This window comes from Streptomyces sp. NPDC053048, assembly GCF_044547045.1.
Lineage (GTDB): Bacteria > Actinomycetota > Actinomycetes > Streptomycetales > Streptomycetaceae > Streptomyces.
This window is the reverse complement of the sequence record NZ_JBITZS010000003.1, coordinates 601,807-615,433: the sequence shown is the minus strand read 5'-3', so window position 1 is coordinate 615,433 and position 13,627 is coordinate 601,807. Positions and strand designations below refer to the sequence as shown.

Genomic DNA, 13,627 nt, shown 5'->3' with positions numbered 1-13,627 from the left:
ACCCCTGACAGCACCCCTGGAAACAGCCTTTGACCTGCGGGTCGAGAAATTTTTCGGAACGGTGTCACATTCCCGGGGCCTCGTCCCGTCGTACGGTCGAAAGCAACCGCTCCTCGTGTACGGAGGTCCCCGGCCATGGCCCGCATTCCGCTCGATCCGCCCCGCACCGCGCTGACCCGCTTCGCCGCCTGGTACAGCAAGCGCGCCTACGGCAAGGTGATCGACCCGCTCCTGGCGCTGGGACACAACCGCAAGGTGCTGATGACCGACTCCCGCTTCGAGATGTCACTGGCCCGCTGGAACAAGCTCGACCGCCATCTGAAGGAGCTCGCCGTGATGGCGTCGGCCGCCTCGATCGGCTGCTCGTGGTGCATGGACTTCGGCTACTGGGAGGGCCGCCGGAACGGCATGTCGCACGAGAAGCTGCACGACGTGCCGTTCTGGCGGGACAGCGAGGTCTACACCCCGCTGGAGCGCGACGTCATGGAGTACGCCGAGGCCATGACCGCCACCCCGCCGACGGTCGAGGACGACCTGGTGGAGCGGCTGCGGCAGAGCCTGGGCGAGGCGGCGCTCGTCGAGCTGACCGCGATGGTGGCGGTGGAGAACCTCCGCTCGCGGATGAACTCGGCGCTGGGGCTGACCAGCCAGGGCTTCAAGGACAGCTGCGACATCCCGGCCCGCCCGGCGGCCTGAGGGCGGCGGGGTGTCGTCGACGCGGCGCCCGGTTCAGCCCTTGCGGCCCACTCCGCCGTAGAAGATGGTGTTGCTGAGCTCCTCCGGGCCGGGCACCGGCCCGTCGGGCCGCCACAGCGGCACCCGGACCAGGCCGGGCTCCAGGAGCTCGAACCGGCCGAAGAGCGGCTCGATGGCGGCGCGGCCGCGCAGGTTGAGGGCGGCGGTGGCGTTCTTGTAGACGTCCAGGACGCCGTCGCGGGCGACGGTGTCCGTGCGTCCGGCCTCGTATCCCTCGTACGGCTCCTCCGTGGCGTGGGAGAGCACGAGCAGGCTGCCGGCGGGCAGGGCGTCGCCGAGGGTGGCGACGATGCCCGCCGGGTCCTCGGAGTCCTTGACGAAGTGCAGGACGGCGACGAGCAGCAGGGCCACCGGCTCGCCGAAGTCGATCAGCTCGCGCACGACCGGGTCCCGCAGGATCGTCTCCGGCTGCCGTACGTCCGCGAGGGCGAACCCCGCGCCGCCCGCGTTCGTCAGCTTCGCCCCGGCGTGGGTGGCCACGATGGGGTCGTTGTCGATGTAGGCGACGCGCACGTCGGGGGCGATCTCGCGGGCCACCTCGTGGGTGTTGGGCGAGGTGGGGATGCCGGTGCCGATGTCGATGATCTGCCGGATGCCGCCGCGCACCGCCTCCTGCACGGCCCGGCGCAGGAAGGCCCGGTTGGCGCGGGCGGACAGGCGCACCTGGGGGTGGACCTCGATGACGCGCTCGGCGGCGGCGCGGTCGACCTCGTAGTTGTCCCAGCCGTCGAGGTAGTAGTCGTACATGCGGGCCGGGTGCGGCCTGCTGGTGTCGATCTCCTCGGCCGGGAAGCCCTGTCCGCCCTCGCCGATGCCGGGCATGCCCTGCTCGATCACGCCGTGTTCCCTTTCGGTACGCCTGAAGATGTCACCGGCCGCTCACCGCCGCTGCCGGGTCGTGCCGTGCCTACTCCGCGGCCGCCCGCGGCGTCGCCAGCAGGAAGTCGGCCTCGCCCGCCTTCGCGCCCCGGATGAAGGTCTCCATCTCATGACGCGTGTAGATCAGCGCCGGCCCCTCGGGGTCGGTGGACTGCCGCAGGGCCACCCGGCCGTCGCACAGCCGCATGACCTCGACGCAGCTGCCGCCGTTGCCGCCGCTCCAGGGCTTGCTCCAGCCCTCGGTGCCGAGGTCGGTGGCGGGCATGCCGTTGTATATGTGATCCAGATCCATGGTTCAGATCTCCTTACGAATGCCACCCAGGATTGCCTTGGTGGTGTGTGCCGGCGCGGCCTGCGCGCACATCCGGTCCAGCGCTTCCAGGAAGGACGAGACGTCGTCGCGCTGGTCGAAGTACGAGGCTCCGACGAGGTTCTCGGCGTACGCGATGTCCGGCAGCTCCTGGATGGGGAACCGGAAGATGTGGAAGGGTCCGTACATCGCCGGGTGCGGCCCGGCGGCGAACGGCATGAACTGCAGCCGTACGTTCGGCATGTCGGTGGCCTCGATGAGCCGGTCGATCTGGCCGCGCATGACGTCCGGCCCGCCGATGGGGCGGCGCAGCACGGTCTCGTCCATCACCACCCACAGCAGCGGCGCCCGGTCCCGGGTGAGCAGGCTCTGGCGCTCGCGGCGGACGGTGACGGCACGCTCGACATCGGCCTCGCGGGCGTGCGGCATGCCGGCGCGGAGCACGGCCCGAGCGTAGTCCTCGGTCTGCAACAGACCGGGGATGTAGTGCGGTTCGTAGGCGCGGATGAGATTGGCCTCTCCCTCCAGGCTCACGAACGCGCTGAACCACTCGGGCAGGACGTCGCGGAAGCGGTGCCACCAGCCGGGCCGGTTGGCCTCGCGGGTGAGGGCGAGGAAGCCCTCGACCTCCTCCGCGTCGAGCACCCCGTAGACGCGGAGGAGCTTCTCCACGTACGGGATCTTCAGCCCGACCTCGGCCTTCTCCATTCTGCGGACGGTGGCGTGGGTGACGTCCAGGGCGCGGCCGGCCTCCTCGTAGGAGAGCCCGGCCTTCTCCCTGAGGTCCTGCAGCCGCTTGCCGAGCACGACTCTCAGGACCGTAGGGGCGCCCGCCGGCCGCGAGTCCGCCACTGTCCACCCCCTCCAACTGCCGTCATATGCCAGCAGTGTGCCACGCAGTCTGTCGACCCGACAGACTGTCCTTGCGATTCTGCAATTTACAGATTGAACCTTGCCACAGACGATCGGTATCGCACATAGTTGCGGAGTGCTCCCCTCCCACGACGCACCCTCGCTAGCGTTCCGCGGCGGCTGTTTCGTCGCCAGACTGCAGGACGCCTTCCACTTCCCGGCCCTCAACACCTCGGTGGCGGAGGCGCGACAACGAGTGCTCGCGCGGCTGCGGGAGTGGGGAATAGACGAAGTCGCCTGCGACGACGCCCAATTGGTGATCTCCGAGCTGGTCACCAATGCCGTGCGGCACACCGACAGCGACAAGGTCAGCTGCCGGCTTCGGGTCAGCGGCGCGGCGCTGCGCATAGAGGTCGCCGACCAGGGACACGCCCCGACGGAGCCGATCGCGCGCTGCAGCGGGGCGGACGAGGAGAGCGGGCGCGGCCTGCTGCTGGTCGGGGCGCTGTCCCAGGCCTGGGGGGTACGGCCCGACGACACCGGCCGGGGCCGGGTCGTCTGGGCCGAGGTGCCGCACCGGCGGCGCCCCCGCTGAGGATCCGGGGCCGGTCCGGGCCCCGGCCGCCGCTACAGCGGCAGCAGGTCCGGGCGCTTGGGCTCCACATTGTCGCCCGAGGACTCGCCGCGCAGCCGGCGCCCGATCCAGGGCACCAGGTGCTCGCGCGCCCAGTGGATGTTGTCCCGTCGCACCTCGGCGGCCGAGCGGTGGCCCTCCGCCGGCCACTCCTGATCGGGGTCGGCCGGCACCTCCAGGCCGAGGACCTGGGCGGCCCGCAGGGCGACGCGGGTGTGCCCGTCCGCCGACAGGTGCAGCCGGTCCTCGCTCCAGGCCCGCCGGTCCTGCACCGAGCGCAGCGACCACAGGTCGAGCACCGGGCAGTCGTGGCGATCGGCGATGGCCCGCACATGGGCGGTGTACGTGGCGATCTTGCCCCGCAGGTGACGCAGGACCGGGACGCCCCGGGTGTCGAAGCCGGTGCACAGCAGGACCGTGCCGACCGAGCCGGTCAGCCGCTCGACGGCCGCCTCGTAGCGCTCGGCCACGTCGTCGGGGTCGCTGCCCGGCCGCAGGATGTCGTTGCCGCCGGCGCAGAAGGTGACGAGGTCCGGCCCGAGTTCCTGGGCGCGGGGCACCTGCTCCTCGACGATCTGGTCCAGGAGACGGCCGCGGACGGCGAGGTTGGCGTACGTGAACGAGTGCTCGGCCTGCTGGTCGGAGAGGAGTACGGCGAGTCGGTCGGCCCAGCCGATGAAGGTGCCGTCGGGCCCTGGATCCCCGACCCCCTCGGTGAAGCTGTCGCCGACGGCTGCGTACGACCCGATTGCGCCGATCGCGCCCTTGCTGAATGAATTCGAATCGTCTGCCACGTCAGTGCATTTTTCACCTTGCGGAGTGACCTACGCCACCGTAACCAGGGGTTGACGTGCCGTGATGTATCCCACCCCGGCAAAATCACGGCTCGCGGAATACGATGCAGCGTCATCGACATCGCGACCCGAGGAGCGCCCGTGACGCAGACGCCGCATGTTCCGTCGACCGAACCCGAGCTGGCGGGGGTGCGCAACTTCCGTGACCTGGGCGGCCTGCCGGCCGCCGGCGGGCGGCGCGTACGGCCCGGCGTCCTGTTCCGCAGCGGCCATCTCGCCCACGCCACCGAGACGGACGCCGAGTTCCTCGAGTCGCTGGGCCTGCACACCGTCTTCGACTTCCGCAACGCGGCGGACATCGCGCTCGAGGGCCCGGACGTGACGCTCACGGGCGTCCGGAACGTCAACATCCCGCTGTCCGACCCGGCGGACGGCAGCGAGTTCTGGCGCATGGTGCGCGACGGCGACCTGGACGTCCTGCGCTCCGTGCTGGGCGAGGGCCGCGCGGCGGGCCGGATGGCCGACTCGTACCGCGTGATGATCACCACCCGCACCGCCGAGCACAGCCGGGTGCTGCACACGCTCGCCGACGACAGCGTCCCGGCGCTGATGCACTGCGCCGCCGGGAAGGACCGGGCGGGGCTGTCGATCGCGGTCACGCTGCTCGCGCTCGGCGTCGAGCGCGAGGTGATCGAGGCGGACTACCTGGAGTCGAACGCACCGCACCGGCGGTACCGGGTGCGGCGCGGGGACGGGACGGACGGGGCGGCCTCGCCGGAGGTGATGGAACTGCTGTCGCCGCTGTTCGAGGCGCGGGCCTCGTACCTGGACGCCGCGTTCGCGGCGATCGACGAGACGTGGGGGACGACCGAGCGGTATCTCTCCGAGGGGCTGGGGCTGGCGGGCTCTACGCGGGAGCGGTTGCAGATGCGGTTGCTCGGCCAGTGAGCTGAGGGGGCGGGCTGAGGCCCGGTGGCCGGGTTGTGCCCACCCTCCCCCAGCTACCGCTGGGAGGTGCCCCCAGCCCATGCGGAACGACTGCCCACAACCAGCTACCTCCCCGCCACCGCCTGCTTGACCAAGGTTCTGCCGAAGTCCCACATCAGGCCGCCGCCGTTGTGGGCTTCGTCCATGACGGCGGTGAAGGCGGCCACGAAGCGGTCGACCTCGGGTTCGCCGATGACCAGGGGTGGGATCAGCTTGATGACCTCCAGGTGGTCGCCCGAGACCTGGGTGAGGATGCGGTGCTTCTGCAGCAGCGGCACCACGACCATCTGCGCGAAGAGGCCCTTGCGGGCCGCCTGCAGCATCGCCCAGCGGCTGCGCAGGCCCAGGGACTTGGGCCGGCCGAACTCGATGCCGATCATCAGGCCGCGGCCGCGCACCGCGTGCAGCAGCTCGTACTTCTCCGTCAGCGCCGCCAGCCGGGAGCGCAGCAGCTCGCCGGTGTCGCGGGCGCGGGCGACGAGTTGTTCGTCCTCCATGACGGAGAGCACCGCCAGCCCCGCGGCCATGGCCTGCGCGTTGGAGCCGAAGCTGGCCGAGTGGACCAGCACCCGGTCCATCGCCGAGTAGACCTTCTTGAAGATCCAGTCCTTGCCGAGCGTCGCGCCCACGGGAACGTAGCCCCCGGAGAGGGCCTTGGCCACGCACACCAGGTCCGGTTCGACGCCCCGCTCGTGCTGGTAGGCGAAGAACTCGCCGGTCCGGCCGATGCCGGTCTGCACCTCGTCCGCGATCAGCAACGCCTTGTGCTTGCGCAGCAGTTCCTGCGCCGCGCGCAGGAAGCCGGGCGGCGCCTCGTGCACGCCCTTGCCCTGGACGGGTTCGACGACGAAGCCCGCCACGTCGCCGCGCCGCAGCTCCTCCTCGAGCCGGTCGAGGTCGCCGAGCGGGACGGCGGTGTCCGGCAGCAGCGGGGCGAAGCCCTCGCGGAAGCCCTGCTCGCCGTTGACGGAGAGCGAGCCGGCGGTCAGCCCGTGGAAGGCGTGCTCGCAGTACAGGATCCTGGGCCTGCCGGTGGCGTAGCGGGCGAACTTCAGGGCGGTCTCCACGGCCTCGGTGCCGCTGTTGCCGAAGAACACCCGGTCCAGGTGCGGGGCGTGGGCCAGCAGCTTCTCGGCGAGCAGGCCGGGCAGCGGCGGGCAGTCGAAGCGGGTGAGGTCGGCGAGCGAGGCGTCGAGGACGTCGTGCAGCGCCTTGCGGACGACCGGGTGGTGCCGGCCCACCCCCATCACCCCGAAGCCGGCGAGCATGTCGAGGTAGTCCTGCCCGTCCGCGTCCCAGAAGTAGGCGCCCTCGGCCCGCTCGTAGACCTTGTCGAAGCCGATGGTGTGCAGCATGCGCGGCAGCTGGTGGTTGAGGTGCCGGGCGTGCAGGTCGTACCGTTCGCCGCCGCGCTCGGCCAGCAGCCGGGCCAGGTCGAAGCTCTTGGTCTCGTCGGCGGTCATGCGTTTTCCTTCTCCCTGCTCTCTTCCCTGTCCTTCACCCTGTGCTTCTCGCCCACCCCTGCCAGGGCTTCGCTGATCCGCCCGGCGATCTCGGCGGGCGTCAGCCCCACGTCCGCCAGTACCTCCGCCCGCTTGGCGTGCGCCAGGAACTGCTCGGGGATGCCGAAGGTCCGTACGGGCAGATCGGCGCCGGCGTCCCGCAGGGCCTGGGCCACCGCCCAGCCGACGCCGCCGGTGCGGCTGTTGTCCTCCACGACGGCGACCATCCGGTGCCGGTCGGCGAGCGGGGGCAGCGCGTCGTCGACCGGTTTGACCCAGCGCGGGTCGACGACGGTGCAGGAGGTGCCCCGCGCCTCGAGGAGGCCCGCGGCCTCCAGCGCCACGGGGACCATGGCCCCGACGGCGACGAGCAGCACGTCGGCGCCGGACTCGGCGGAGCCGGCCAGCACGTCCATGCCGCCGACCCGGCCGAGGGCCGGGATGCTCTCCCCCACGTTCTCCTTCGGGAAGCGCACGACGGTCGGGGCGTCGTCGACGGCGACCGCCTCGCGCAGCTGGGCGCGCAGCTGGTCGGCGTCGCGCGGGGCGGCGATCCGCAGCCCGGGGACGACCTGCAGGATCGACATGTCCCACATGCCGTTGTGGCTGGGCCCGTCGGTGCCGGTGACGCCGGCCCGGTCCAGGACGAACGTCACGCCGCACTTGTGCAGGGCCACGTCCATCAGCACCTGGTCGAAGGCGCGGTTGAGGAAGGTGGCGTACACCGCGAAGACCGGGTGCAGGCCGCCCGTGGCGAGCCCGGCCGCCGAGACCGCGCCGTGCTGCTCGGCGATGCCGACGTCCCAGACCCGCTCGGGATAGGCCTCGGCGAACTTCGTCAGGCCCACCGGGTGCAGCATGGCCGCCGTGATCGCCACCACGTCCTGCCGCTCGGCGCCGATCCTCAGCATCTCGTCGCCGAACACCGAGGTCCACGAGGTGCCGCGGGCCGGGGTGAGCGGCTCGCAGGTCAGCGGGTTCATCACGCCGACCGTGTGGAAACGGTCCGCCTCGTCCTCCAGGGCGGGCCGGTAGCCGCGGCCCTTCTCGGTCCGGCAGTGCACGAGGACCGGCCCGTGGAAGCGCTTGGCCCGGCGCAGCGCCGATTCGACGGCGGCGATGTCGTGGCCGTCTATCGGGCCGAGGTACTTCAGCCCCAGGTCCTCGAACATGCCCTGCGGGGCGAAGGCGTCCTTGAAGCCCTTCTTCGCGCCGTGCAGCGACTCGTACAGCGGCCGGCCGACCAGCGGCAGGCGCAGGACGGCGTCCTTGCCGCGGGCCAGGGCGCGTTCGTAGCCGTCGGTGGTGCGCAGGGTGGCCAGGTGGTCGGCGAGGCCGCCGATGGTGGGCGCGTAGCTGCGTTCGTTGTCGTTGACGACGATGATCAGCTGGCGGTCCTTGGCGGCCGCGATGTTGTTCAGCGCCTCCCAGGCCATGCCGCCGGTGAGCGCGCCGTCGCCGATGACGGCGACGACGTGCCGGTTCCAGCGCCCCAGGACCTGATTGGCCTTGGCCAGTCCGTCGGCCCAGCCCAGGACGGTGGAGGCGTGGCTGTTCTCGATGACGTCGTGCTCGGACTCCTCGCGGGAGGGGTAGCCGGACAGGCCGCCCTTGCCGCGCAGCTTGGAGAAGTCCTGGCGGCCGGTGAGCAGTTTGTGGACGTAGCTCTGGTGGCCGGTGTCCCACAGGATGCGGTCGGCGGGCGAGTCGAAGGCGCGGTGCAGGGCGATGGTCAGCTCCACCACGCCGAGGTTGGGCCCGAGGTGGCCGCCGGTCCTGGCCACCGCGTGGACCAGGAAGTGGCGGATCTCCTCGGCGAGGTCGCTCAGCTCCTCTCCGTCCAGTGCCTTGAGGTCGCGCGGACCGCGGATGTTCTCCAGCAACGACATGCCGGCCCCCTCCCTTCTCTCCCGCCTGGCACACCAGGCTCGTCGTGGCCGCTGTCAGGTCAGCGAACGGTGACGGCGGGGCTCCCGGGCGCGGCGCCGTCCTTCCCCATCTGCTCGGCGAGCTTCATCGCTTCGTCGATGAGGGTCTCCACGATCTTCGACTCGGGGACGGTCTTGATGACCTCGCCCTTGACGAAGATCTGGCCCTTGCCGTTGCCGGAGGCGACGCCCAGGTCGGCCTCGCGGGCCTCGCCGGGGCCGTTGACGACGCAGCCCATGACGGCCACGCGCAGCGGCACCTCCATCCCTTCCAGGCCGGCGCTCACCTGGTCCGCGAGCTTGTAGACGTCCACCTGCGCGCGGCCGCAGGAGGGACACGAGACGATCTCCAGCCGGCGCTGCCGCAGGCCCAGCGACTCCAGGATCTGGATGCCGACCTTGATCTCCTCGGCCGGCGGGGCGGAGAGGGAGACCCTGATGGTGTCGCCGATGCCCTCGGAGAGCAGCGCGCCGAAGGCGACGGCCGACTTGATGGTGCCCTGGAAGGCCGGGCCCGCCTCGGTGACGCCGAGGTGGAGAGGATAGTCGCACCGGGCGGCCAGCTGCCGGTAGGCGTTGACCATCACGACCGGGTCGTTGTGCTTGACCGAGATCTTGATGTCCCGGAAGCCGTGCTCCTCGAAGAGCGAGCACTCCCACAGGGCGGACTCGACCAGGGCCTCGGGCGTGGCCTTGCCGTACTTCTCCAGCAGACGGCGGTCCAGGGAGCCGGCGTTGACGCCGATGCGGATCGGGACACCGGCATCGCCTGCCGCCTTGGCGATCTCCTTGACCTTGTCGTCGAACTGCCGGATGTTGCCCGGGTTCACGCGCACCGCCGCGCAGCCGGCGTCAATGGCCGCGAAGACGTACTTCGGCTGGAAGTGGATGTCCGCGATCACGGGGATCCGGGACTTCCGCGCGATCACCGGCAGCGCGTCCGCGTCGTCCTGCGAGGGGCAGGCGACGCGGACGATCTGGCAGCCGGACGCCGTCAGTTCGGCGATCTGCTGCAGCGTCGCGCCGACGTCCGCGGTGACCGTGGTCGTCATCGACTGCACCGACACCGGGGCGTCGCCGCCGACCGGGACCGTCCCGACCTGGATGCGCCGCGAGGGGCGGCGCACCGCGAGCGGCCGGGGCGGCGGCGCGGGCAGCCCGAGGGATACCGGCTCCGTGGTGGCCATGTCGCTAGCCCCGGTTCCCGGAGACGGTCTCCCGGGCCGCGCGCAGCGACTCCTTCAGCGACCCCATGGTGGCCAGCACGGCCGTGGGCTCGTAGCCGCAGTGGGCCATGCAGTTGGCGCACCGGGGGTCCTTGCCGCGCCCGTACTTCTCCCAGTCGGTCTCCTCGATCAGCTCCCGGTACGTGGGCACGTAGCCGTCGCTCATCAGGTAGCAGGGGCGCTGCCAGCCGAAGAGGGAGTAGTTGGGGATGGCCCACGCGGTGCACGGGAAGTCGGCCTTGCCCTCGAGGAAGTCGAGGAAGAGGGGGCTGTGGTTGAGCCGCCAGCGGCCGCGGTTGCCGCCGGCGAAGGCCTTCCGGAACAGCTCGCGGGTCTGCTCGACGCCCAGGAAGTGCTCCTGGTCGGGGGCCTTCTCGTAGGCGTAGGCGGGCGAGATCATCATCTCGTCCACCTGCAGGTCGTCGTTGAGGAAGTTGAGCACCTCGATGACGGTCTGCGGGGTGTCGGTGTTGAAGAACGTCGAGTTGGTGGTGACCCGGAAGCCGCGGCGCTTGGCCTCCTTGATGGCCTCCACCGCCTCGTCGAACACCCCCTCCTTGGCAACGGACTCGTCGTGCCGCTCCCGCAGCCCGTCGATGTGCACGGCGAACGCGAAATAGGGGGAGGGGGTGAACTTCTCCATCTTCTTTCGCATCAGCAGGGCATTGGTGCACAGGAAGACGTATTTCTTCCGGGCCACCAGCTGCCGCACGATTTCGTGGATCTGGGGGTGCATCAGCGGCTCGCCGCCGGCGATGGAGACCATGGGGGCACCGGACTCCAGCACCGCGCCGACCGCCTGGGCAACGGGCATGCGCTGTTTCAGCACGCCGGCGGGGTGCTGGATCTTGCCGCAGCCCTCGCACTTGAGATTGCAGGCGAAGAGCGGCTCGAGCTCCACGATGAGCGGGAACTTCTCCCGCTTGCGCAGCTTCTGTTCAAAGAGATAGGTCCCGACCCGGATGGTCTGGCGAAGCGGCATGGCCATCTGGCTCACCTCCTGGGGAGCAGCAAAGAACGGTGCCATTCGAAAAAAGCCGGCAGGACGGTGCGGAGTACGCGGAAGGCCGATATTCCACCCCGCAAGGTCCCGATTCGTACGAGTTCATGTTCTGGAGCGTCCACGACCACTCTTACGGCCGCAACCGGGCGTGAACCGGCCCGCACGGCGCTTCGGAGCGTGGCCGCGGACTCCATGTCCACCGCGAGCGCTCCCGCGGCGTGCAGTGCCCCTCGCTCCGCACCGCGCACGACGTGGTCGGAGCCGACCAGTGGCCCGGTGTGGATGACGCTCCGGGGCACGGCGCGGGCGAGTTCCTTGGCGAGCAGGTCGACGCCGACGCAGTCCGTGCGCCCGGCACGGTCGCGCGTCTCGTCGGCGACGACCAGGTCGCCGGGGTGCATCCCCGGCGCCAGGCCGGCGCAGAAGCCCGTGGCGATGACGGACGCCTCGCGCAGCGCCGGGTCCTCGCCCAGGGCCCGGGTCACGGCACGGTCGGCGGCCTGCGGGCCCATCCCGGTGCGCAGTATGGTCACGGGTACGGGCGCACCGCCGAGGCCGCCGCGCAGGGCGAGCCGTTCGATGCCGAGCGCGCAGGCGATCAGCAGCGGTGCCGGGGCGGGCGCGCCCGTGCCGGGGTCCATCAGCCCTCCAGCCGTTCCGCCGTGAAGGGCTCGCCGTGCAGGTAGCGGCCGAGCGCGGTGAGCGGGAAGACCTGGCGGTAGAGGTGGTAGTTGATGGAGAAGTCCCACGGGAAGCCGGTGCCGGTGAAGTACGGCTCGTCCCAGGAGCCGTCCTCGGCCTGGGTGCCGGCCAGATAGGTCACGCCCCGCAGCACGGCCTCGCTGTCCCGCTCCCCCGCCGCCAGCAGGGCCAGCAGGGCCCACGCCGTCTGGGAGGGGGTGGAGGCGCCGCGCCCGATCCATTCGGGATCCCGGTAGGAGCGCAGGTCCTCGCCCCAGCCTCCGTCGGAGTTCTGCACCTCGCGCAGCCAGCTCACCGCCCGGCGGACGGCCGGGTGGGAGGCGGGGATGCCGGCGGCCATCAGGGCGGGGAGCACGGAGCCGGTGCCGTAGACGTAGTTGACGCCCCAGCGCCCGAACCAGGCGCCGGACTCCTCCTGCTCGCCCAGCAGCCACTCGATGCCGCGCCGGGTGCGCGGGTCGTGTCCCTTGCCGAGGACGGCCAGCATCTCGACGACGTGCGCGGTGACGTCGGCGGACGGCGGGTCGACGACCTCGCCGAAGTCGCAGAACGGCAGCCGGTTGGGGAAGGGGCTGGTGTTGTCGGCGTCGAAGGCGCCCCACGCGCCGTTCCCCGACTGCATCCCCAGCGTCCAGCGGGTGGCGCGCTGGAGGGCGGTCTCGACCCGGCCGGGGTCGGGGTGGGCGACGCGCTTGAGGGCGAGGGCGACCTCGGCGGTGTCGTCGATGTCGGGGTAGTTGTCGTTGTGGAACTCGAAGGCCCAGCCGCCCGGGGGCAGTTCGGGTCGGCGCACGGCCCAGTCGCCGGAGCGCAGCACCTGTTCGTCCAGCATCCAGTCGGCGGCCCTGACCAGCGCCGGGTGGTCGGCGGCGACGCCCGCGTCGGCGAGCGCGATGGTGGCCAGGCAGGTGTCCCACACCGGGGACTGGCAGGCCTCGATCATCCGGACGGGGGCGCCGTCGGCGTCCTTGTGCCAGACGGCGAAACGGTCCAGCGACTTCAGCCCGGCGCTGAGCACCGGGTGGTCCAGGTCGTAGCCGAGCAGGTGCAGGGCGATGACCGAGTACACGGCCGGGGGCTGGATGCCGCCCCAGCAGCCGTCGTTCTCCTGGCGCTCGACGATCCAGCGGGCGGCGGAGTTCAGGGCCGCGCGGCGCAGCGGCCCGACGGGGAAGCGGTGGTAGAGGTGCAGCGCCTTGTCCAGGCGCTGGAAGAGGCCGTCCCAGCTGGTGGCCGGGGCGAGCGGGCGCGGCGGGGCGGGCCGGCGCGGGTCGGTGTGCAGCTCGTCGAGGCCGAAGGGCGCGGGGCGCACGGGCCGCAGCGCGGAGACGATGGTCAGCGGCACGATGGTCTGGCGGGCCCACTGGCCGAAGTCGTAGAGGTTCAGCGGCACCCGCTTGGGCAGGAACATGATCTCCGGCGGCAGCTCGGGGAGGTCCTCCCACCGCCACCAGCCGAAGAGGGCCAGCCAGATCCGGGTGAACACGCGGGCGGCGGCGATGCCGCCCTGCTCGCGGACCCAGGCGGAGGCGGCGGCCATGTGGGGGGCGTCGGGGGCGTCGCCCGCGAGCCGCAGCGCCACATAGGCCTCGACGGTGGCGGAGAGTTCGGCGGGCCCGTTGTGGAAGGTGGCCCAGGTGCCGTCCGGGCGCTGCCGGGAGCGGATGAAGCGGGCGGCCGCCTGTGTGGTCTCCTCGTCCTCGATGCCCAGGAAGCGGCGCAGCAGCAGGTCTTCGGCGTCCATGGTGACGTTGGTCTCCAGGTCGCCCTTCCACCAGCCCTGTGGGTCCTGGCGGGAGAGGAGGTGCTCGATGGCGCGGGTGGTGGCCCGGACCACGGCTTCGCGTGCGTTCGGCGGCTCACCGGCCGCCGTGGTGCGGGGCAGAACGGTGGTGCTCTGGCCGGCCTCGGCCGCACGGGGCGGTAGTGCCCCGGGGCCGTCGGTCGTCGCTGTCATGGCTTCCCCTAATGCAGTGAGTTTCTTCTCTGCCGTACTGCTTGTTACTGCCGTACTTGGGGGGTTCCGTCGGCCGGTGCCGAGCAGGGCACCGGCC

At 71.4% G+C, this 13,627-nt stretch carries 13 protein-coding genes; 3 read left to right on the top strand and 10 right to left on the bottom strand.

Annotated elements, in window-relative coordinates:
* Positions 1 to 135: 135 nt before the first annotated feature.
* On the top strand, positions 136 to 696 hold the full coding sequence (locus tag ACIG36_RS10920) for a carboxymuconolactone decarboxylase family protein (protein WP_399925289.1): 561 nt from the start codon (positions 136 to 138) through the stop codon (positions 694 to 696).
* A gap of 33 nt (positions 697 to 729) precedes the next feature.
* Here ACIG36_RS10920 and ACIG36_RS10915 read toward each other — a convergent pair whose 3' ends face one another.
* The 3 genes from ACIG36_RS10915 to ACIG36_RS10905 form a co-directional block, all read right to left on the bottom strand.
* A complete protein-coding gene (locus tag ACIG36_RS10915; RefSeq protein ID WP_399925414.1) occupies positions 730 to 1,578 on the bottom strand; it encodes an SAM-dependent methyltransferase in 849 nt (282 codons plus the stop codon).
* Positions 1,579 to 1,663: 85 nt separating this feature from the next.
* On the bottom strand, positions 1,664 to 1,927 hold the full coding sequence (locus ACIG36_RS10910; RefSeq protein ID WP_399925287.1) for a DUF397 domain-containing protein: 264 nt from the start codon (positions 1,925 to 1,927) through the stop codon (positions 1,664 to 1,666).
* Between the two features lie 3 nt (positions 1,928 to 1,930).
* Positions 1,931 to 2,797 (bottom strand): helix-turn-helix domain-containing protein, encoded by an 867-nt coding sequence (locus tag ACIG36_RS10905; protein ID WP_399925286.1) that lies wholly within the window; start codon positions 2,795 to 2,797, stop codon positions 1,931 to 1,933.
* A 136-nt stretch (positions 2,798 to 2,933) separates the two neighbouring features.
* On the opposite strand from ACIG36_RS10905, the gene ACIG36_RS10900 reads away from it, so the two are divergent.
* Positions 2,934 to 3,392, top strand: a complete 459-nt coding sequence (locus tag ACIG36_RS10900) for an ATP-binding protein (RefSeq protein ID WP_399925284.1) — start codon at positions 2,934 to 2,936, stop codon at positions 3,390 to 3,392.
* A gap of 32 nt (positions 3,393 to 3,424) precedes the next feature.
* On the opposite strand, the gene ACIG36_RS10895 is transcribed toward ACIG36_RS10900, so the two are convergent.
* Positions 3,425 to 4,225: an SGNH/GDSL hydrolase family protein gene (locus ACIG36_RS10895; RefSeq protein ID WP_399925282.1), complete on the bottom strand. Its 801-nt coding sequence runs from the start codon at positions 4,223 to 4,225 to the stop codon at positions 3,425 to 3,427.
* 141 nt (positions 4,226 to 4,366) lie between these two features.
* On the opposite strand from ACIG36_RS10895, the gene ACIG36_RS10890 reads away from it, so the two are divergent.
* Complete coding sequence (locus tag ACIG36_RS10890) at positions 4,367 to 5,173, top strand: tyrosine-protein phosphatase (RefSeq protein WP_399925279.1); 807 nt, start codon at positions 4,367 to 4,369, stop codon at positions 5,171 to 5,173.
* Between the two features lie 104 nt (positions 5,174 to 5,277).
* Here ACIG36_RS10890 and ACIG36_RS10885 read toward each other — a convergent pair whose 3' ends face one another.
* From ACIG36_RS10885 to shc, 6 genes are read right to left on the bottom strand one after another with little or no spacing between them, the layout of a single operon-like run.
* Entirely contained in the window at positions 5,278 to 6,675 is a 1,398-nt protein-coding gene (locus tag ACIG36_RS10885; RefSeq protein ID WP_399925277.1) for an aspartate aminotransferase family protein, read from the bottom strand.
* Positions 6,672 to 8,603 (bottom strand): 1-deoxy-D-xylulose-5-phosphate synthase, encoded by a 1,932-nt coding sequence (gene dxs / locus ACIG36_RS10880; protein WP_399925275.1) that lies wholly within the window; start codon positions 8,601 to 8,603, stop codon positions 6,672 to 6,674. Before dxs ends, ACIG36_RS10885 begins: the two co-directional genes overlap by 4 nt.
* A gap of 59 nt (positions 8,604 to 8,662) precedes the next feature.
* Positions 8,663 to 9,829: a flavodoxin-dependent (E)-4-hydroxy-3-methylbut-2-enyl-diphosphate synthase gene (gene ispG / locus ACIG36_RS10875; protein ID WP_399925273.1), complete on the bottom strand. Its 1,167-nt coding sequence runs from the start codon at positions 9,827 to 9,829 to the stop codon at positions 8,663 to 8,665.
* A gap of 4 nt (positions 9,830 to 9,833) precedes the next feature.
* The gene (hpnH, locus tag ACIG36_RS10870) at positions 9,834 to 10,856 is read right to left on the bottom strand and encodes an adenosyl-hopene transferase HpnH (protein ID WP_399925271.1); all 1,023 of its coding nucleotides are present in this window, start codon (positions 10,854 to 10,856) and stop codon (positions 9,834 to 9,836) included.
* A gap of 5 nt (positions 10,857 to 10,861) precedes the next feature.
* A complete protein-coding gene (locus ACIG36_RS10865) occupies positions 10,862 to 11,512 on the bottom strand; it encodes a 1-hydroxy-2-methyl-2-butenyl 4-diphosphate reductase (RefSeq protein WP_399925269.1) in 651 nt (216 codons plus the stop codon).
* Positions 11,512 to 13,530, bottom strand: a complete 2,019-nt coding sequence (gene shc, locus ACIG36_RS10860) for a squalene--hopene cyclase (RefSeq protein ID WP_399925268.1) — start codon at positions 13,528 to 13,530, stop codon at positions 11,512 to 11,514. Before shc ends, ACIG36_RS10865 begins: the two co-directional genes overlap by 1 nt.
* Between the last annotated feature and the right edge of the window lie 97 nt (positions 13,531 to 13,627).